General features: G+C 60.8%; 14 protein-coding genes. 8 read left to right on the top strand and 6 right to left on the bottom strand.

What is annotated here, in order from left to right; translation table 11 throughout:
- The 3 genes from tapA to AACW87_RS16870 form a co-directional block, all read right to left on the bottom strand.
- Complete coding sequence (gene tapA / locus AACW87_RS16880) at positions 1-453, bottom strand: type IVa pilus major pilin TapA (RefSeq protein ID WP_103472236.1); 453 nt, start codon at positions 451-453, stop codon at positions 1-3.
- A gap of 321 nt (positions 454-774) precedes the next feature.
- Positions 775-1,632 (bottom strand): carboxylating nicotinate-nucleotide diphosphorylase, encoded by an 858-nt coding sequence (gene nadC / locus AACW87_RS16875; protein ID WP_241325616.1) that lies wholly within the window; start codon positions 1,630-1,632, stop codon positions 775-777.
- A 5-nt stretch (positions 1,633-1,637) separates the two neighbouring features.
- On the bottom strand, positions 1,638-2,108 hold the full coding sequence (locus AACW87_RS16870) for a retropepsin-like aspartic protease family protein (protein WP_181003660.1): 471 nt from the start codon (positions 2,106-2,108) through the stop codon (positions 1,638-1,640).
- A 148-nt stretch (positions 2,109-2,256) separates the two neighbouring features.
- Here AACW87_RS16870 and ampD point away from each other — a divergent pair, with 148 nt between their 5' ends.
- From ampD to AACW87_RS16840, 6 genes are all read left to right on the top strand, one after another.
- Positions 2,257-2,829 (top strand): 1,6-anhydro-N-acetylmuramyl-L-alanine amidase AmpD, encoded by a 573-nt coding sequence (gene ampD, locus AACW87_RS16865; RefSeq protein WP_241325615.1) that lies wholly within the window; start codon positions 2,257-2,259, stop codon positions 2,827-2,829.
- A 276-nt stretch (positions 2,830-3,105) separates the two neighbouring features.
- Positions 3,106-3,870, top strand: a complete 765-nt coding sequence (gene pdhR, locus AACW87_RS16860) for a pyruvate dehydrogenase complex transcriptional repressor PdhR (protein WP_042039018.1) — start codon at positions 3,106-3,108, stop codon at positions 3,868-3,870.
- Positions 3,871-3,938: 68 nt separating this feature from the next.
- On the top strand, positions 3,939-6,599 hold the full coding sequence (gene aceE, locus AACW87_RS16855; protein ID WP_042868032.1) for a pyruvate dehydrogenase (acetyl-transferring), homodimeric type: 2,661 nt from the start codon (positions 3,939-3,941) through the stop codon (positions 6,597-6,599).
- 85 nt (positions 6,600-6,684) lie between these two features.
- Positions 6,685-8,562 (top strand): pyruvate dehydrogenase complex dihydrolipoyllysine-residue acetyltransferase, encoded by a 1,878-nt coding sequence (aceF, locus tag AACW87_RS16850; protein WP_241325614.1) that lies wholly within the window; start codon positions 6,685-6,687, stop codon positions 8,560-8,562.
- 160 nt (positions 8,563-8,722) lie between these two features.
- Positions 8,723-10,150, top strand: coding sequence for a dihydrolipoyl dehydrogenase (lpdA, locus tag AACW87_RS16845; RefSeq protein WP_059113464.1), 1,428 nt, complete (start codon positions 8,723-8,725; stop codon positions 10,148-10,150).
- A gap of 122 nt (positions 10,151-10,272) precedes the next feature.
- Entirely contained in the window at positions 10,273-11,229 is a 957-nt protein-coding gene (locus tag AACW87_RS16840; RefSeq protein WP_098981898.1) for a GGDEF domain-containing protein, read from the top strand.
- On the opposite strand, the gene AACW87_RS16835 is transcribed toward AACW87_RS16840, so the two are convergent.
- The 3 genes from AACW87_RS16835 to AACW87_RS16825 form a co-directional block, all read right to left on the bottom strand.
- Positions 11,226-11,408 (bottom strand): hypothetical protein, encoded by a 183-nt coding sequence (locus tag AACW87_RS16835; RefSeq protein ID WP_043137314.1) that lies wholly within the window; start codon positions 11,406-11,408, stop codon positions 11,226-11,228. The genes AACW87_RS16840 and AACW87_RS16835 overlap by 4 nt on opposite strands.
- Before the next feature lie 144 nt (positions 11,409-11,552).
- The gene (locus AACW87_RS16830; protein WP_241325613.1) at positions 11,553-13,199 is read right to left on the bottom strand and encodes a methyl-accepting chemotaxis protein; all 1,647 of its coding nucleotides are present in this window, start codon (positions 13,197-13,199) and stop codon (positions 11,553-11,555) included.
- 160 nt (positions 13,200-13,359) lie between these two features.
- Entirely contained in the window at positions 13,360-15,270 is a 1,911-nt protein-coding gene (locus AACW87_RS16825) for a methyl-accepting chemotaxis protein (RefSeq protein ID WP_241325612.1), read from the bottom strand.
- Between the two features lie 250 nt (positions 15,271-15,520).
- Between AACW87_RS16825 and AACW87_RS16820 the strand changes: the two genes are divergently transcribed.
- Positions 15,521-17,779: a patatin-like phospholipase family protein gene (locus AACW87_RS16820; protein WP_241325611.1), complete on the top strand. Its 2,259-nt coding sequence runs from the start codon at positions 15,521-15,523 to the stop codon at positions 17,777-17,779.
- A 228-nt stretch (positions 17,780-18,007) separates the two neighbouring features.
- The gene (acnB, locus tag AACW87_RS16815) at positions 18,008-20,605 is read left to right on the top strand and encodes a bifunctional aconitate hydratase 2/2-methylisocitrate dehydratase (protein WP_241325610.1); all 2,598 of its coding nucleotides are present in this window, start codon (positions 18,008-18,010) and stop codon (positions 20,603-20,605) included.
- Positions 20,606-20,745: the final 140 nt, after the last annotated feature.

Here is a 20,745-nt window from a genome sequence, read left to right as displayed (position 1 = left end):
TTAGCAAAGGCCAGCCGCAACACATGTACCTACAGACCCTGAGGGGTTGGCGGCCCAGTTTACTTTCCCACTAGCAACTGTTGGCAGCAGGATATAGGTTTCACCTGACAAACCATTTACGGGAGTTCCGCTGACGCCGACAGCTGTGGCTGTTATTGCGTTGGTAGTGGCATTGACCGTTACCGTTGCAACGTTGCCATTTGCTGCAGAGACATCTGCGGGAACACCATTCGAGCCTGAGTCACAGGTGGCAAGAGTGCCATCAGGAGCTGCGGTTGTCTGAGCACATACTTCAATAGCTGTTTTAAATGCGCCCGTTGCAGCGACAACCTCTGAAAATTTTGCCTTTTTCGTGTATGTCTGGTAAGCGGGCAGTGCAATGGCCGCCAGGATGGCGACGATCGCGACCACGATCATCAATTCGATAAGGGTAAAGCCTGATTGTTTCTTCATGTCAAATATCCTTTTGTCCTTGGTTCCTGGGAAGTGCCGGTGGAAAACTATCCACACGTCAATATCTTATCCGAGCTGTCCGGCTTGGCAACAGAGGTTGTGGCCTTTGTTAACCACTTTTCTATCATTTACTGATAACTTGATATAAATCATAGACAAAGAGTCTCTATCGACTCTTTTTAACTGGCGGGACTGGGTCCATCATCACACTCCTTTGCTGAGGGATCCTGCATAAAGAAAAGGCGCCCGTGGCGCCTTTTGCAAGTCCTTCATCTTGTTATATGTCACCGGCGTCATCCTGCGATTGTGACACCTCCCCGACTAGACAAAGCGCATCGAGAGATCCAGTGCCCGCACATGCTTGGTCAGTGCCCCGACCGAGATGAAATCGACGCCGGTGGCGGCATAATCTGCCAGCGTGTCCAGGGTGACATTGCCGGATACCTCCAGCTTGGCACGGCCCTGATTGAGGGCCACGGCGTCGTGCATCATGGGCATATCGAAGTTGTCCAGCATCACTATGTCGGCGCCGGCCAGCAGCGCCTGTTCCAGCTCGGCCAGGGATTCCACCTCCACCTCGACCGGTTTGCCCGGATTGAGGCTGCGCGCTGCGCTGATGGCCTCGCTTATGCCGCCGCAGGCGAGGATATGGTTCTCCTTGATGAGATAGGCATCGAACAGGCCGATTCTGTGGTTCTTGCCACCGCCGCAGGTCACGGCATATTTCTGGGCGCTGCGCAGCCCCGGCAGGGTCTTGCGGGTATCGAGCAGGCGGCAGTCGGTGCCCGTCAGTTCGGCCACGTAGCGGGCGGTGAGGGTGGCGACGCCGGAGAGCGTCTGTACGAAGTTCAGTGCGTTGCGCTCGCCGGTCAGCAGCACGCGGGCCGGGCCATGCAGGCGGAACAGCTCCTGATTGGGGGAGAGCAGTTCGCCATCCTGTACCAACCACTCCACTTTTACCTCGCCACCGAGCTGGACGAACACCTCATCCACCCAGGGCTGGCCACAGAATACGCCAGCCTCGCGGGTGATGACCCGGGCGCTGGCCAGGCGATCCGCCGGGATCAGCTGGGCCGTGATATCGGCGCTGGCATCCGGTTGGTCCAGCGTGGTGAGGGCTTGACCTAAGTCTTCGAGTAGTGCGGCGCGCACGGCGCGGCGGATGTCCTGTTGTAACATGCCTGTTATTCCTGCAAGGGTCTGAGAAGCAACTGTCTGTCTTTCTGGCGCAATTCCAGCCGGCCCAGGGCATTCATGCCCACCAGGATCTCGTCCCCATCGGCCGCCGGATTGATATAGATGGGCAAATCGTACAAGGTCAGCGGACCCATCACCAGCGTTTCAATCTGGCCGGTCTGCACCTGGATAGTGCCTGCTGCCGTGTTGACCAGGCTGTTGCCGTTGGGGCTCAGCCCGATGCGCTCGGCCACCTGACGTGGCACTGTGACCCGGGTTGCCCCAGTGTCCAGCAGCAGTTGCACCGGTTGGCCGTTGATGGCACCCTCCAGTCGATAGTGGCCGCTGGCATCGGCCTTGAGCAGCAGTTCGCCGCTGGCGGTGACTGTGGGTTGCGAGCGGGCGTGAAAATAGAGGGTCAGCAGCCCCATCAGAGAGAGCCAGGCCAGCAACCAGAAGCGGCGTGCCATCGGGTGCATATCCTTTCCAGAGTTGAGCAGAAGATGGTCCAGCCTATCACAGTTGCCTGGGTGGATTGAGACGATTGCGACGAGCCTGAGAGGTGGATCGCTTGGTTGCCCATCCGGCTTTATCTCATGCGTCATTCCATTGCAGATCGAGTAGATGATGACCCAGCCTAAAACAGTTTTTTCCATTGATTCAGAGGGTTGGTGTGAGCAGGCCCGCAAGGTGCCGTCACCGCACCACAACGAGCGAGCCAGTTTGGACGATATCTCCCTGCTGGTGGTACACGGCATCAGCCTGCCGCCGGGGGAGTTTGGCGGGCCCTGGATCGACGATCTCTTCATGGGACGGCTGGACCCCGAGGCGCACCCTTACTTCGCCGGCATTCATCAGTTGCGGGTCTCGGCCCACTGCCTGATCCGGCGGGACGGCGAGCTGGTGCAATACGTGCCGTTTGGCGCACGTGCCTGGCATGCCGGTATATCGAGCTGGGAGGGGAGGGAGGCCTGCAACGATTTTTCCATCGGCATCGAGCTGGAGGGAACCGATGAGCTGCCCTACAGCGATGCGCAATATGAGGTGCTGGTGGGGCTCAGTCGAACCATCTCCAGCCATTACCCTGCCATTACGGCACAACGAATTGTCGGCCATTGTGATATAGCGCCAGGGCGCAAGACGGATCCGGGTGGCAGTTTCGAATGGCAGCGATATCGAAAATCGCTCAACTTTAAGTAAATCTTCTAAAGATAAGTTAGTGTTTTTAAAATCAATGGCTTGCCTTTATGGCAGGCCATTTTTTCCTGCTGTTGATCAAATGTTGCCTGTGAGCCAGCTCAAAAATATTGGTCAGACCAATTTCTATGAGCTAAATCATAAATCCCTCTCTTTACCCCTTTAGTGGCAAGGCTGAACCTTGATTCAGATCATCTTTTGGGTGGACTTTTCCCAACTCCTCTGCTAATTTTCGCCCCATTCATGAAATTGGTAATACCAATTTAACAAAGTAGCCTCATGCCCTATCTCAAGATAACTCAACCCAAGCTGGCCGACGCCATCGTCGCCGAGCTGGAAAGCATGATTCTGGAAGGCAGTTTGCAGCCGGGCCAGAAGTTGCCGCCCGAGCGGGAACTCGCCATCCAGTTTCAGGTATCGCGCCCCTCCCTGCGCGAAGCCATCCAGCGCCTGGAAGCCAGAGGACTCTTGTATCGCCGTCAGGGCGGTGGCACTTACGTACAAAATGCCTTGAGCAAGGGGATCGCAGATCCCCTGTTCGAGCTGCTCAGCACCCACCCCGAAGCCCAGTATGACCTGCTGGAGTTTCGTCACGCGCTGGAAGGCATCTGTGCCTACTATGCTGCGTTGCGGGGGACGGAAGCCGATGCCGAGCGTATTCGTCAGGCGCAGTCCGCCATCGAGGAAGCCGGCCAGCAAGGTTCGCTGGTCACCGAATCCGCCGCCGTGACCCAGTTCTATCTGGCGGTGGCCGAGGCGTCCCACAACGTGGTGCTGCTGCACCTGTTGCGGGCCATGGGCCCCATGCTCGAGCAGAATATTTTACGCAATAACGAAATTTTGAATCGCCGTCCGGGAGTGGTAGCCAAGATCCGTCGTCATCGTGCGCATCTGATCGAGGCTATCCTGTCGGGGGCTCCGGAGCGGGCCAGGGCTGCTTGTCATGAGCACCTGGCCTTTATCGAGGACACCTTGTTGGATATGCAGAGGGAAGACAGCCGGATCCAGCGATCCATGCGTCGGATCCGTCAGCAGGAAAACTAATCCCACAAGGCTTTATTGTCGAATTCTTGCGCATCTTAACCGCCGTGCAATAACAATAGGAACCAGCCATGTCTGATATCCTGAAGAACGATGTGGACCCGATAGAAACGCTGGAGTGGCTTGCCTCTCTGGAATCCCTGCTGCGTGAAGAGGGTCCACAACGCGCTCAGTTCATTCTTGAACAGCTTGCCGAAAAAGCCCGCGTAAGCGGCGTGGACGTGGCTGCCAAGGCGAATCGCGACTACATCAACACCATCCCGTCCAGTGACGAACCGGCTTACCCGGGCGATCTGGAGATGGAACGTCGCATCCGCGCCATCATCCGCTGGAACGCCATGATGATAGTGCTGCGCGCCTCCAAGAAAGACCTGGACCTCGGCGGTCACATGTCTTCCTTCGCTTCTTCCGCGACCATCTACGAAGTCTGCTACAACCACTTCTTCCGCGCTCGCAGCGAGAAGGACGGTGGTGATCTGGTTTACTTCCAGGGTCACATCTCTCCGGGCATCTATGCCCGTGCGTTCGCTGAAGGTCGCCTGACCGCAGATCAGCTGGACAACTTCCGTCAGGAAGTGGACGGCAAGGGTATCCCTTCCTATCCGCACCCAAAACTGATGCCGGACTTCTGGCAGTTCCCGACCGTCTCCATGGGTCTGGGCCCCATCGCCGCCATCTATCAGGCTCGCTTCCTGAAGTACCTGACCGACCGTGGCATCAAGGATTGTTCCGAGCAGACCGTTTACGCCTTCCTGGGTGACGGCGAGATGGACGAGCCGGAAGCCAAGGGCGCCCTGACCGTTGCCGTGCGTGAAAAGCTCGACAACCTGGTGTTCGTGGTCAACTGCAACCTGCAGCGTCTGGACGGTCCGGTCGTGGGTAACGGCAAGGTCATCAACGAGCTGGAAGGTCTGTTTGCAGGCGCCGGCTGGGATGTCACCAAGGTTATCTGGGGTCGCAAGTGGGATGAGCTGCTGAAGAAAGACACGTCCGGCAAGCTGATCCAGCTGATGAACGAAACCGTGGACGGCGACTATCAGACCATGAAGTCCCGCGATGGCGGCTACGTGCGTGAGCACTTCTTCAACCGTTACCCGGAAACCGCCGCGCTGGTCAAAGACATGACCGACGAGGAGATCTTCGCCCTGAACCGTGGTGGTCACGACCCCCGTAAACTGTTCGCCGCCTTCTCCAAAGCCGCAGCGACCAAGGGCAAGCCGACTGTCATCCTGGCCAAGACCATCAAGGGTTACGGCATGGGCGAAGCGGCCGAAGGCAAGAACATTGCTCACCAGGTCAAGAAGATGGATCTGGGCTCGGTGCGTCACCTGCGCGATCGTTTCAACCTGCCGGTCACCGACGAGCAGCTGGAAGCGCTGCCGTACCTGAAGATCGAAGAGGGTACCGAAGAGCACAAGTACCTGCACGCCCGTCGTGCCGCGCTCAAGGGCTATGTACCGACCCGTCTGCGTGAGACCACCACTCAGCTGGAAATCCCGGCGCTGGAGACCTTTGGTCCCCTGCTGGGCGAGCAGGCTCGCGAGATCTCCACCACAATGGCGTTCGTGCGTTCCCTGAATGTGCTGCTGAAAGACAAGTCCATCGGCAAGCGCATAGTACCGATCCTGGCTGACGAAGCCCGTACCTTCGGTATGGAAGGCCTGTTCCGCCAGATCGGCATCTACAGCCCGCACGGTCAGCAGTACACCCCGCAAGACCGCGACATCGTCTCCTACTACAAGGAAGACAAGCAGGGTCAGGTTCTGCAAGACGGTATCAACGAGCTGGGTGCCATGTCCTCCTGGCTGGCTGCTGCGACCTCTTACAGCACCAATGACTGCCCGATGATCCCGTTCTACATCTACTACTCCATGTTCGGCTTCCAGCGAGTCGGCGACATGGCGTGGGCAGCCGGTGACCAGCAAGCCCGTGGCTTCCTGCTGGGCGCGACCTCGGGTCGTACCACCCTGAACGGCGAAGGTCTGCAGCACGAAGATGGTCACAGCCATATCCTGGCGAACACCATCCCGAACTGTGTCTCCTATGACCCGTCCTATGCCTATGAAGTGGCAGTGATCGTGCAGGACGGTCTGCGCCGCATGTACGGTGAGAAGCCGGAGAACGTCTTCTACTACATCACTACCCTGAACGAGAACTACGCCATGCCGGCCATGCCGCAAGGCGCCGAGGAAGGTATCCGCAAGGGGATCTACAAGCTGGAAACCGTGGCCGGCAACAAGGCCAAGGTACAGCTGCTGGGTTGTGGTTCCATCCTGGGTCATGTGCGCACCGCCGCCCAGATCCTGGCCAGCGAATACGGCGTGGGTTCCGACGTGTTCAGCGTCACCTCCTTCAACGAACTGGCCCGTGACGGTCAGGACGTGGATCGCTGGAACATGCTGCACCCGACTGCTGAGGCTCGCGTGCCTTACATCGCCACCGTACTGGGTTCCGATGCCACCATAGCCGCGACCGACTACATGAAGTCCTTCGCCGATCAGGTGCGTGCCTTCGTACCGACCGAGAACTACCGCGTGCTGGGTACCGACGGTTACGGCCGTTCCGACAGCCGTGCCAACCTGCGTCGTCACTTCGAAGTGAACGAATTCTACGTGGTGGTTGCTGCCCTGACCGAACTGGCCAAGCGCGGCGAGATCGACAAGCAGGTTGTGGCCGATGCCATCACCAAGTACGGCATCGATGCCGACAAGGTCAACCCGCTGTACGCGTAAGAGGATCGAGTGCAGTGCCGGGACACATTGCCCGGCACTGCCTTGCAAAGGTTAACGCGACAGACGCGTAAGAGGATAAAGCACTATGTCCAAACAGATTATGGTTCCGGATATCGGCGCCGATGAAGTTGAAGTCACCGAGATCATGGTGGCCGTGGGTGACAAGGTCGAGCTCGACCAGTCCCTGATCGCCGTGGAAGGTGACAAAGCCTCCATGGAAGTCCCGGCTCCGGCTGCCGGTATCGTCAAAGAGATCTTGATCAAGGTGGGCGACAAGGTTGCCACCGGTTCCCAGATCATGATCTTCGAAGCGGAAGGCGCTGCCGCGCCGGCGCCGGTTCAGGCTGCCGCCCCGGTTGCCGCCCCTGTGGCCGCCGCTCGCAAAGACGTCCATGTCCCTGACATAGGTGACGACGAAGTGGACGTGACCGAGATCATGGTTGCCGTGGGCGACATGGTTGAAGCCGACCAGTCCATCATCGCCGTGGAAGGTGACAAGGCCTCCATGGAAGTACCGGCGCCGTTCGCGGGCCGCGTGGTCGAGATCAAGGTTGCCGCCGGCGCCAAGGTTGCGACCGGTTCCCTGGTGATGGTATTCGAAGTGGCCGGTGCCGCTCCTGCCGCCGTTGCCGCGCCGGTTCAGGCTGCCGCTCCCGTGGCTGCTGCGCCTATTGCTGCCGCTGCCAAAGACGTCAACGTGCCCGACATCGGCGGTGACGAAGTCGAAGTGACCGAAATCATGGTCGCCGTGGGTGACAAGGTCGACGCCGACCAGTCCCTGATCGCGGTGGAAGGTGACAAGGCCTCCATGGAAGTGCCTGCACCGTTCGCCGGCATCGTCAAAGAGATCAAGGTGAAGGCGGGTGACAAGGTCTCCACCGGTTCCCTGATCATGGTATTCGAAGTGGCTGGCGCTGCTCCGGCCGCTGCCGCTCCGGTTGCTCAGGCCGCCGCCCCGGTCGCTGCTGCACCTGTTGCCGCGGCTCCGGCTCCGGTTGCCCAGGCTGCTGCCTCCTCCGACTTCGTTGCCAACGACGCCTACGTACATGCCGCCCCGGCCGTACGTCGCCTGGCCCGTGAGTTCGGTATCAACCTGGCCAAGGTGAAAGCCTCAGGTCGCAAGGGTCGCATCGTCAAAGAAGACGTACAGGCCTATGTGAAGGATGCGGTCAAGCGCGCCGAGTCCGCCCCGGCTGCAGGTCAAGGTACTGGCAACGGCATGAGTGTCCTGCCGTGGCCCAAGGTTGACTTCAGCAAGTTCGGCCCGGTCGAAGAGCTGGAACTGACCCGGATCCAGAAGATCTCCGGTCCTGCCCTGCATCGCAACTGGGCCATGATCCCGCACGTTACCCAGTTCGACGAAGCCGATACCACGGATCTGGAAGCGTTCCGCAAAGAGCAGAACCTGCTGGCCGAGAAGCAGAAGCTGGACGTGAAGATCACCCCGCTGGTGTTCATCCTGAAAGCCGCCGCCAAGGCCCTGGAAGCACACCCACGCTTCTGCAGCGCCCTGTCCGAAGACGGCAGCAAGCTGATCATGAAGAAGTACATCCATATCGGTGTGGCGGTAGACACCCCGGGGGGCCTGGTGGTGCCTGTGGTGCGTGACGTCAACAAGAAGGGCATCTACGAGCTGTCTCGCGATCTGGCCGAGATCTCCAAGAAGGCCCGTGCCGGCAAGCTGACCGCTGCCGACATGCAGGGCGGTTGCTTCACCATCTCCAGCCTGGGTGGCATCGGCGGTACCAGCTTTACCCCGATCGTCAACGCGCCGGAAGTGGCCATCCTGGGCGTATCCAAGTCCGAGATGAAGCCGAAGTGGAATGGCAAGGAGTTCGTGCCGCGCCTGATGCTGCCGCTGGCCCTGAGCTATGACCACCGCGTCATCGATGGTGCCGATGGAGCCCGCTTCATCACCACCATGAGTGGCGTGCTGTCCGACATTCGTCGACTGGTCCTGTAAGTGAGAGGGCGGGCCCAGAGCCTGCCCTTTTTACTTCTCATTTCATTAACAGGATTGTAAACTTGCCCCGTTTTTTCACGGTTGCAGCCGCCTTGTTTGGCATTGAGTTGGCATAAGACTGCGCCGTCCGGGGATATATAAGAACGACAAAGAGGTCATGATGAGTAAAGAAATCAAAACTCAGGTCGTAGTACTGGGTGCTGGCCCTGCCGGTTATTCCGCTGCTTTCCGTGCCGCTGATCTGGGTCTGGATACCATTATCGTCGAGCGTTACTCCACCCTGGGTGGCGTCTGCCTGAACGTGGGTTGTATCCCGTCCAAGGCACTGCTGCACGTCGCCAAAGTCATTGAAGAAGCCAAGGCGCTGTCCGAACACGGCATCATCTTCGGTGCCCCGCAGACCGACATCGACAAGGTGCGCCTGTGGAAAGAGAAGGTCATCAACCAGCTGACCGGCGGCCTGGCCGGCATGGCCAAGATGCGCAAGGTTCAGGTTGTTAACGGCTTTGGCAAGTTTACCGGCCCGAACACGCTGGAAGTGGAAGGTGCCGACGGCAAGACGACCGTGACCTTCGACAACGCCATCATAGCGGCCGGCTCCCGTCCGGTGAAACTGCCCTTCATCCCCCATGATGACCCGCGCGTATGGGATTCAACCGATGCGCTGGAACTGACTTCCGTACCGGGCAAGCTGCTGGTGATCGGTGGTGGCATCATAGGTCTGGAGATGGGGACAGTGTACTCCTCCCTGGGTTCCGAGATCGACGTGGTGGAATTTGCTGACCAGCTGGTACCGGCTGCCGACAAAGACATCGTCAAGATCTACACCAAGCGCGTTGCCAAGAAATTCAACATCATGCTGGAGACCAAGGTCACCGCAGTTGAAGCCCGTGCAGACGGCCTGTACGTCTCCTACGAAGGCAAGCACGCCCCGGCCGAGCCGGTACGTTACGACAACGTGCTGGTGGCGGTAGGTCGTGTGCCGAACGGCAAGCTGATGGATGCCGAGAAGGCCGGCGTTGCCGTGACCGAGCGCGGTTTCATCGAGGTGGACAAGCAGCTGCGTACCAACGTGGCCCACATCCACGCCATCGGTGACATAGTCGGTCAGCCTATGCTGGCCCACAAGGGTGTCCACGAAGGCCACGTGGCCGCCGAAGTCATCGCCGGCAAGAAGCACTACTTCGACCCGAAAGTGATCCCGTCCATCGCCTATACCGAGCCGGAGATGGCCTGGGTTGGCCTGACCGAGAAGGAAGCCAAGCAACAAGGGCTGAACTTCGAAGTCGCCACCTTCCCGTGGGCGGCTTCCGGCCGTGCCATCGCCTCCGATTGCTCCGACGGCATGACCAAGCTGATCTTCGACAAGGAGAGCGGCCGCGTCATCGGTGGTGCCATCGTGGGTACCAACGGTGGTGAACTGCTGGGTGAAATCGGTCTGGCCATCGAAATGGGTGCCGACGCCGAAGATATCGCGCTGACCATACACGCTCACCCGACTCTGCACGAGTCCGTGGGTCTGGCTGCCGAAGTGTTCGAAGGCTCCATCACCGACCTGCCGAACGCCAAGGCCAAAAAGAAGAAGTAATTTTCTTCTCGCAGCCAACATTGAAAAAGCCGCTCACTCGAGCGGCTTTTTGTATATAGCTGAGATTTGTTCGGAGCTGGTTGCTATGCTAGTGACTTCAATATCACTTGCTGGAGTCAGCCATGCAAACACCGGCCACCCCTGACAACGAGCACCTGCGCCTCGATGCGCTGCGCCGCATCACCATTCTGGATACCTCCGCCGAAGAAAGATTCGACCGGATCACCCGCATGGCCCGCAACATGTTCGATGTGCCCATTTCGCTGGTGTCGCTGGTGGATAAGGATCGGCAGTGGTTCAAATCCTGCTGTGGTTTGCCCGTGCTGGAGACGCCGCGGGACATCTCCTTCTGCGGTCATGCCATTCTTGGCGATGGCCTCTTCGTGGTGGAAGATGCGACCCGGGATCTGCGCTTCGCCGACAACCCGCTGGTATCCGGGGATCCCCATATACGTTTCTATGCGGGCAGCCCGCTGCAGATTGCGGAGGGGTACAAGCTGGGGACCCTGTGCATCATAGATCGCAAGCCACGCCTGCTGGATGAACGGCAGCGGGACTTGCTGACGGATCTGGCCGGCATGGTGGAGCGCGAACTGGCGGCTATCCAGCTGGCTACCATGGATGAGCTGACCGGCATCACCAACCGGCGCGGTTTCATGCTGCTGGCACACAAGTGTCTGCAGCTCGCTCATCGTCAGGGGCGAGCGGCAACTCTGTTGTTTCTCGACCTCAACCGGTTCAAGGAGATCAACGACCGGCTGGGGCACGACGTCGGTGACGATGCCCTGCAGCAGATGGCGTGTCTGATGTGTGGCGTTTTTCGGGATGCGGACATCTTTGCCCGACTGGGTGGGGATGAGTTTGCGGTATTGCTGCCGGGCACGGGGCCGGCAGAGGTGCCACGGGTGCTGGCACGGCTAGATGAGGCCCTGGCCGGGTTCAATCGGGAGAGCGGAAAACCCTATCGACTGACCTGCTCGACCGGGGTGGGGCACTATGATGCGCTTTCGCCACCGGCGCTGGATCTGCTGCTGCAACAGGCGGACAAGCAGATGTACGATTGTAAAAAAGGGCGCTAGCAGCGCCCTTTCTTGGCTTGTCCCGGCGGACAGAAGGTGCCATACCCTCCGCGATCGCCATCACTGACCCGGATCCGGGTATCGTCCACGCTGACATCGGCCCCGTGCACTCGCACAGGCCCGCTGCTGCAGGCGCAGAGCAGACTCCCCAGCAACATAGTCACAACCAGCTTGCCCATAATGCCTCCTGTTATTTCCCTGATTATGGGGCATTTCCAGATTGGGGCGGAGGCGAGTTTGCGAGTATGCGTCACGGCTTGCCGCTGATATGACAGGGAGCGCGGCTGCGCTCCCTGAGTTGGGGGAGAAAGGACTGGAAAGGGTTACAGACGGAAATGGCCGACCAGCTTGTCGAGCTCGCCGGAGAGCTGTTGCAGGCCGCGACTGGCGTCGGTCAGCTGGTGGGCTATGTCGGCGGTTTCCATGGTGAGCTGGTTTATGTCCTCCACGTTGCGATTGAGCTCGCCCACCACGCTGGACTGCTCCTCGGTGGCGGTGGCGACCTGGATGTTCATGTCGTTGATCTGGGTGATGTAGGCGGTGATCTGGCCGAGCGCGCCGTTGGCCTCATCGGCCTGGGTCACCACCGCCAGACTCTGGCTGCGGCCCTGGGTCATGGCGCTGACCGCGCGGGCGCTCTGCTCCTGCAACCGATGGATCATGCCCTGGATCTCGGCGGTGGAGGCGGCGGAGCGGTTGGCGAGGTTGCGCACCTCGTCGGCCACCACGGCGAAGCCGCGGCCCTGTTCACCGGCGCGGGCCGCCTCGATGGCGGCGTTGAGCGCCAGCAGGTTGGTCTGCTCCGAGATGCTGCGGATGGTCTCCAGAATGCTGCCGATGGAGTCGGTCTGGGTGGCCAGCGACTCTATCACCCCGGCTACCTGCGCGATCTCGTCGGAGAGGCCGACTATGCCGTGGCGGGCCTGAGCCACCACGCCGGCGCCCGTTTCGGCCTGATCGTTGGCCTGCCTGGCTACTTCGGCCGCCTGCGAGGCATTGCCTGCAATCTCGCTCACCGTTGCCCCCATCTCGTGGATGGCGGTGGCCACCTGCACGGTGCGATCGCGCTGGGCGGTGCAGTTTTGCTGGGTCAGCTGGGCCTTGTTGGCGACCTGGTCGGCGGTGGCCGCCAGCTGGTGGGAGTTGCGGGCCACCTGCTCGATGGCGCTGTGGATCTTGCCGACGAAGTGATTGAAGCTCACGGTGATCTCCGCCAGTTCGTCGTTGCCGCTCAGCTGGGCGCGGGAGTCCAGCGCCAGATGCTCGGCGGCATAGCCTATGTATTGCTGCAGGAAGCCGACCCGGCGCTTGAGGTTCATCAGAATGAGTACCGAGACCAGCAGCGAGATGAGGATGGCGCCACTGATGATGGTGATCATCTGCATCCGCCCGCTGGCATAGCTCTGCTCACCCAGCTGGTGGCGCTGCTGGGCCTGCTGGATCAGGCCGTCGAGCAGGGCGTTGGCATCCTTGCGCATGGTGCCATAGGTGACTGTGTAGCGATCCCGATAGATACCTCTGGCCGCTTCCATGTCCCCCTGCTCCAGCGCCTGCAGCATGGGAGCCAGCTCGTTGCTCGCCATGCCCTCGAACTGGCTCAGCAGTTGCTGGGCATTGGCCCTGGCCGCCGGATCCGTCTGGGCGGTCACCGCCTGCTGCATGGCTTGGCGCATTTCGGGAATGTCCTCCTCCCGACTCTCCTTGACCCGGGTGATCACCCCTTTCGCATCCTTGAGGGAGGTATCCTGCAACAGCATCATGTCGATGCCGACCCGCATGCGGGGAATGCGCGACACCACCTCCGCCATGGCGCGCATGGGGGTGGCTGTGTTCTGGTAGAGCTCGGTGGATTGCTGCTGGATGGAGCCCATGCTTCGCAGGCTGGCACCCCCCACAAGCAAGAGGGCGAGGCAGGGTACTGTGACAGCCAGGATCAGCTGCAATTTGAGCGTCAGTTTACCTTCTAGCAAGGGAGTGCTCCTTCATGGCTGGCCATGATGTGGTCCAGATGGTTTGTTGCCAGTATAGATATGAATTGGCCGACTCCCTGGCAAAGGGCAGAACGGCAGAGCGGATAGCGAAAGGGAGCGCCATGGCGCTCCCTTGTTGATCACTGGCTGCCGATGCCGGTCAGAGCCGGAAGTTGCCGACCAGCTTGTCGAGCTCGCCGGAGAGCTGTTGCAGGCTGCGGCTGGACTCGGTCAGCTGGTGGGCTATGTCGGCCGTCTCCATGGTGAGCTGGTTGATGTCCTCCACGTTGCGGTTGATCTCGCCTACCACGCTGGATTGCTCCTCGGTGGCGGTGGCGACCTGGATGTTCATGTCGCTGATCTGGGTGATGTGGGCCGTGATATGGCCGAGGGCGGCATTGGCCTCGTCAGCCTGAGCCACCACTTCCAGACTCTGGCTGCGGCCCTGGGCCATGGCGCTGACGGCGCGGGCGCTCTGCTCTTGCAAGCGGTTGATCATGCCCTGGATCTCGGCGGTGGAGGCAGCGGATCGGCTCGCCAGGTTGCGCACCTCGTCGGCCACCACGGCGAAGCCGCGGCCCTGTTCACCGGCGCGGGCGGCCTCGATGGCGGCGTTCAGTGCCAGCAGATTGGTCTGTTCCGAGATGCTGCGAATGGTGTCGAGTATACTGCCGATGGAGTCGGTCTGGCTGGCCAGCGACTCGATAACGCCCGCCACCTGCTCTATTTCGCCGGAGAGCCCGACTATGCCGTGGCGGGCCTGGGCTACCACCAGGGCGCCGGCATCGGCCTGATCGTTGGCCTGCCTGGCCACGTCGGCCGCCAGCGAGGCGTTGCCGGCTATCTCGCCGACTGTGGCCCCCATCTCGTGGATGGCGGTCGCCACCTGCACTGTGCGGTCGCGCTGGGCGGTACAGTTGTGCTGGGTCAGCTGCGCCTTGCTGGCCACCTCGTTGGCGGTGGCGGCCAGCTGGCGGGAGTTGCTGGCCACCTGCTCGATGGAGGCGTGGATCTTGGCGACGAAGTTGTTGAAACCGGTGGCGACCTGGGTCAGTTCATCGCGACCTTCCACCTTGAGACGCTGGGTCAGATCCCCGTCGCCACTGCCCAGTTCACGGAACAGGCGGGCCAGTTCGTTGAGCGGGCGGCTGACCGAGCCTGCCAGCAGCATGCCGAGCAGCCCCATGCCGGCGGCGATGGCCAGACTGACCAGCAGTATGTGCAGCCGCGCCTTGTCCAGCTCGGCATAGATCTCGGCTTCCGGCACCTGGGCCACCAGATACCAGTCGAGCAGGGGGATGTAGCTGGTGGCCAGCACCACGGCCTGGCCATCGACCTCTGCATGGGTGGCGGCGAACGCCTGCTTGCTCAGCAGATTGGTACTGCTGCCGCTGGCCAGCTGGGCTAGGTTGTCCCGGTCGATGCGGGCGGCATCCGGGTGCAGCTTCACCTTGCCGCTGCCATCCGTCATGAACACGAAGCCGCTGTCGCCGATGCGGAAGTTGGCGAGCATGCTGACCATGCTGTCGAGGGATTTGGCGAGCCCCGCCAGCCCACGGCCGTTGAGCTGCTGGAAGTTGACGAACAGCTTCACCTCGCCGTTGGTCTCGCGAAAGATGCTGAGCATCAGGTCTTGCGGGCTCTTGGTATAGCCGTAGAACCAGGCGTCCTGCTCCGGGGTCAGGTTGCGCAGGAAGCCGTCCTGGTTGTAGTAGGCGGCACTCTGCCGGTCGGCGAAGGAGGCGGTGACCAGTCCGTACTGGGTCGTCATGTCCTTGAGCTGATCGATGAGGATGGACTCCTGCTCCTTGGGCATGCCGCGGGCGACCCAGTCCAGCACGAAGCGATCATTGGCCAGCTGCTTGGCGGCGCTCGCGACCGAGGTGAGATCCTTCTCGATCTCCTTGCCGATGCGCTGGGTCAGGTTGGGCAGCTCCTGCTCGAACATGCGGGTTTCGATCAGCTGCTGGGCCGAGCGCTGGCTGAAATAGCCCACCAGCAGGCAGGAGAGCACCACGGCCAGGGTGACTGTGGCCAGAATTTTCTGTTTGAGTGTCAGGCTTGCAAGCATAGGAGTGACTCAGGAGTGTGGACACGGGATTGAGCCCATATTAGCGGCAGCGCCGGGGTGCCCTTGAGAGGCTTGCCGGTTTTATTGGCAGATTGCGTTTGCGCTCACAGGGCGGTGCCGGATTGTTCAGCCTCATTGGCGGCTCGGCGAGTGCGCCATATCGCTGTCGTGGCGGTTGCGGTTCCTTTTTCGCACCTTATAGTAGGCTTCATTGCTCACTTGGCTCGTACTGGATTCAATGGAAAATCATATGCGCATCTTTCGTCGGGGGTGGACCCACCTGGTTCTGGTTTTGCTGGCTTGCCTGCCGTTCATGGCGGCGGCCCAGTCCGATCGGCCCAGGATTGCTCTGGTACTGAGTGGCGGCGGCGCCAAGGGGGCGGCCCATATCGGCATCCTCAAGGTGCTGGAGGAGAAGCGCATTCCGGTCGACATCATAGTGGGCACCAGCATGGGCTCCTACGTGGCGGGCATGTACGCCATGGGGCTCAGTGCCGAGGAGGTGGAGCGCACCACGCTCGCCATCGACTGGAACAAGGGCTATCAGGACAAGGTCGGTCGTGACGAGCTCTCCCTGCGCAAGAAGCAGCAGAGCGAGAAGTACCAGCTGCGCACCGATATTGGCATCAACGGTGACTCGGTCCAGTTCCCGGATGGTTTCTTCCAGGGGCAGTCCATGGCCAGCCTGTTGCGCCACGCCACTTCCAACCTGCCGGCGCAGAAGAGCTTCGACGACCTGCCTATTCCCTATCGCGCCGTGGCGACCGACATGGAGACAGTGACCCCCTTCGTGCTGGATAGCGGCAGCCTCGCCAAGGCGATGCAGGCCTCCATGTCCATTCCCGGCGCCCTCAAGCCGGTGGAGTGGGAGGGGCATATCCTGGCCGACGGCGGCACAGTCAACAACATGCCGGTGGACGTGGCCAAGGCGATGGGGGCCGACGTGGTGATCGCGGTGGATATCAGCGCCAAGCTGCGTACCAGGGAATCCCTCAAGTCCGGCCTCGCCATGATAGATCAGCTCACCACCTACATGACCCAGGTCGGTACCGACAAGCAGAAGGCGCTGCTGGGGCCGAAAGACATACTGCTCACCCCTGAATTCGGCGGCATGGGCATAGCCGATTTTGCCCTGATGCCGGAAGGGATCAAGCGGGGGGAAGCGGTGGCCAATCGCGCCTCCGCCCAGCTCGACGGGCTCTCCCTCTCGCCCGCCGCCTACACCGCCTATCGCAATCAGAAGCTGAGCCGGCGCGCCGAGCGCAGCGGTCAGCCCGCCTACTACATCGACAAGGTGGAGATCCTCAACAAGTCACGCCTCTCCGACGAGACGGTGCGCGCCATGCTGAAGGTGCGACCGGACAAGGTGCAGACCAACGAGAGCCTGGAGGCGGGCATTCGCCGTCTCTACGCGCTGGAGTCGTTCGATCGCATCACCTATGAGGTGGAGGAGCGTGAAGGCGAGAACGTGCTGGTGGTGGATGCCAGCGAGAAGAACTGGGGACCGGGCTACCTCAACTTCCAGTTCGGCTTCTCCGACGATTTCGAGAGCAGCTCCAACTACAACGTCGGCATGTCCTACACCCTCACCAACGTCAATGACTGGGGGGCCGAGTGGCTGACCGAGGCGTCGCTCGGCACTGCCAAGCACCTCAAGACCGACTTCTACACGCCGCTGGAGCCTTCCCAGACCTTCTACGGCGAGGCGAGTCTGGCCTATGACAAGACCCAGCGCCGCATCTTCACTCCCGAGGCGACGAGGACGGAAGATGGGGTGAGCTATATCGATTCCGAATACAGCTTCACCAGCGCCGACTTGGCGGTGGGCTGGAATCGCCAGCCCTGGAGCCGCCTCTCGCTGGGGCTGGAGGGAAAAGTGGGCGCCATCGACATTCGCAACGTGGCGGATGCCAAGGTGGATGCCTCCTCTTGGGGCCCTTATGTCCGCTTCGAGCACGACACCCTGGATAGTCGCTACTTCCCCTATCAGGGGGTCTACTGGGACGTCAAGAGCGGCTACTCCCACGTCAAGATAGAGCCGACCGGCGAGCCGACGGAGAACGCCGAGGGGGTCAACTACCACCTGACGATGATCAAGCCCTGGTCCTGGGACAGGCACAGCCTGAACCTGATGCTGGAAGGGGGCGGCTCCACCTCGCAGGAAGAGTACCCGCTGTTCGTGCAGGATCTGGGTGGCTTGTTCCGGCTGTCCGGCTTCCAGCACTACCAGCTCAGCGGTCGCTACAGCCTGTTTGGCGGCCTGCGCTACATCTACCGGGTGGCGGACAACGACTTTGGCGCGCTGCGGGCCCCGCTCTACCTGGGGGGCTCCCTGGAGCAGGGCGGGGTATGGGACAAGGGGGAGGACATCAACATGGAGAGCTCCTTCACCGCCGGCTCCGTCTACGTGGGGGTGGAGAGCTTCCTCGGCCCCATCTTCCTCGGTTATGGCATGGCGGAGGGGGGAAACAACATGTTCTATCTGCAATTGGGCACCACATTCGAATAACGGCAAAATGATGCCTTTTTGTTAACTTATTTCTGGCGTGTCTTTTATCTGCCGACAAAACCTGAGCAAGTTTAAATGGTTATGTTGTTTTGATGAATATGTGTACAGGGTTTGGATTTTAATTAGTCGTTAAAACTTATATAGTGGGGGGCACCCTACGGGTGTCCCGCAAGGACGATCGCCGCGAGCGTGGGCGAACCCCAAAAAAAGACCAAAGAGGAATTAGTCGTGCTTGAAACATACCGTAAACACGTCGCAGAACGTGCCGCCGAGGGCGTGGTCGCCAAACCTCTGGATGCAGAGCAGGTCGCCGCCCTGGTTGAGCTTCTCAAGAACCCGCCCGCTGGCGAACAAGACTTTCTGAAAGAGCTGTTGTCCTCCCGTATTCCCCCTGGTGTTGATGAAGCGGCCTATGTCAAAGCCGGTTTCCTCACCGCCATCGCCAAGGGCGAAGCCCACTCTCCCATCCTGACCGCTGCCGAAGCTGTTGAGCTGCTGGGCACCATGCAGGGTGGTTACAACATTCAGCCGCTGATCGACCTGCTGGACCACGGCACCCTGGCCCCTCTTGCCGCCAAGGGCCTCTCCCACACCCTGCTGATGTTTGACTCCTTCCACGACGTGGAAGAGAAGGCCAAGGCGGGCAATGCTCACGCCAAGCGGGTGATGCAATCCTGGGCCGATGCCGAGTGGTTCCTCTCCCGTCCCGAGCTGGCCGAGAAGATCACGGTTACCGTGTTCAAGGTGACCGGCGAAACCAACACGGATGATTTGTCACCGGCGCCGGATGCCTGGTCCCGTCCCGACATTCCGCTGCATGCCCTGGCCATGCTGAAAAACGCCCGTCCCGGCATCACTCCGGACAATGACGGCACCATAGGTCCCATCAAGACCATTGACGCCCTGAAAGAGAAAGGCTTCCCGCTGGCCTATGTGGGCGACGTGGTCGGTACCGGCTCTTCCCGCAAATCCGCCACCAACTCTGTGCTCTGGTTCATGGGCGACGACATTCCGTTCGTGCCGAACAAGCGCGCCGGCGGTGTCTGCCTCGGCGGCAAGATTGCCCCCATCTTCTTCAACACCATGGAAGATGCCGGCGCCCTGCCCATCGAGGTGGACGTCTCTGCGCTTGCGATGGGCGATGTGATCGACATCTACCCCTATGCCGGCAAGATCTGCAAGCACGGCACCGAGCAGGTGCTGGCCCAGTTTGAACTCAAGACAGAGGTGCTGATCGACGAGGTGCGTGCCGGTGGCCGTATTCCGCTGATCATAGGCCGTGGCCTGACCGACAAGGCGCGGGAAGTCATGGGTCTGCCGTTCTCCACCGTGTTCCGCCGTCCTGTGCCCGTGGCCGATACCGGCAAGGGTTACACCCTGGCCCAGAAGATGGTCGGCAAGGCGTGCGGCGTGAAGGGCATTCGCCCCGGCACCTACTGCGAGCCGCGCATGACCACGGTCGGCTCCCAGGACACCACGGGTCCCATGACCCGCGACGAGCTGAAAGACCTGGCCTGCCTCGGCTTCTCCGCCGATCTGACTATGCAGTCCTTCTGCCACACCGCCGCCTATCCCAAGCCCATAGACGTGCAGACTCACCACACCTTGCCGGACTTCATCATGAACCGCGGTGGCGTCTCCCTGCGTCCGGGTGACGGCGTCATCCACTCCTGGCTGAACCGCATGTTGCTGCCGGATACCGTGGGTACCGGTGGTGACTCCCACACCCGTTTCCCCATTGGCATCTCCTTCCCGGCGGGTTCCGGTCTGGTGGCCTTTGCCGCCGCCACCGGCGTCATGCCGCTGGACATGCCGGAGTCCGTGCTGGTGCGCTTCAAGGGCGAACTGCAACCTGGCATCACCTTGCGTGATCTGGTTCATGCCATCCCCTACGCCGCCATCCAGAAAGGGCTGCTGACCGTCGAGAAAGCGGGCAAGAAGAACATCTTCTCCGGCCGCATCCTCGAGATCGAAGGCTTGCCGACCCTGAAGGTGGAGCAGGCGTTCGAGCTGGCCGATGCCAGCGCCGAGCGCTCCGCCGCCGGTTGCACCATCAAGCTGGATCAGGCACCAATCATCGAGTATCTGAAGTCCAACATCGTGATGCTGAAATGGATGCTGTCCGAAGGCTACGGCGACCCGCGCACCATCACCCGTCGCATCAAGGGGATGGAAGAGTGGCTGGCCAACCCTGTGCTGATGGAAGCGGACAAGGATGCCGAGTATGCCGAAATCATCGAGATCGATCTGGCCACCATCAAGGAGCCCATCCTGTGCGCGCCGAACGATCCGGATGATGCCCGTCTGCTCAGCACTGTGGCGGGTGACAAGATCGACGAGGTGTTCCTCGGTTCCTGCATGACCAACATCGGCCACTTCCGCGCCGCCGGCAAACTGCTCGAGAAGTTCCAGGGCGAGCTGCCGACCCGCATGTGGATAGCCCCGCCCACCAAGATGGACAAGGATCAGCTGACCGAAGAGGGCTACTACGGCATCTTCGGCCGGGTCGGTGCCCGCATCGAGATCCCGGGCTGCTCCCTGTGCATGGGCAACCAGGCGCGCGTGGCGGAAGGGGCCTCGGTGGTCTCCACCTCCACCCGCAACTTCCCGAACCGTCTGGGCAAGGGTGCCAACGTCTATCTGGCCTCTGCCGAGCTGGCTGCGGTTGCCGCCATTATCGGCAAGATCCCGACCGTGGCCGAGTACCTGCAGTACGCCAAGACGCTGGACGCCACTGCGGCCGACACCTATCGCTACCTCAACTTCAACGAGATCGCCTCCTACACCAAGAAGGCCGATGCGGTGATCCTGCAGCAAGCGGTATAAGGATTGGCGCCGGTATGGCGCAGACAGTCCACTAAAAAGCCCCGGCTCATGCCGGGGCTTTTGTTTTCATCCTCATCAGCTGCTGCTCGTTTTTTGCTCTCATTAGGGCCCGATTCAGCATCGGCTGTTAAGGTGGGCGG

It is taken from the genome of Aeromonas sp. MR7 (assembly GCF_963899385.1).
Classification (GTDB): Bacteria; Pseudomonadota; Gammaproteobacteria; order Enterobacterales; family Aeromonadaceae; genus Aeromonas; species Aeromonas bestiarum.
The sequence above is the reverse complement of the archived record's forward strand: the minus strand, read 5'-3'. Positions and strand labels throughout refer to the sequence as shown.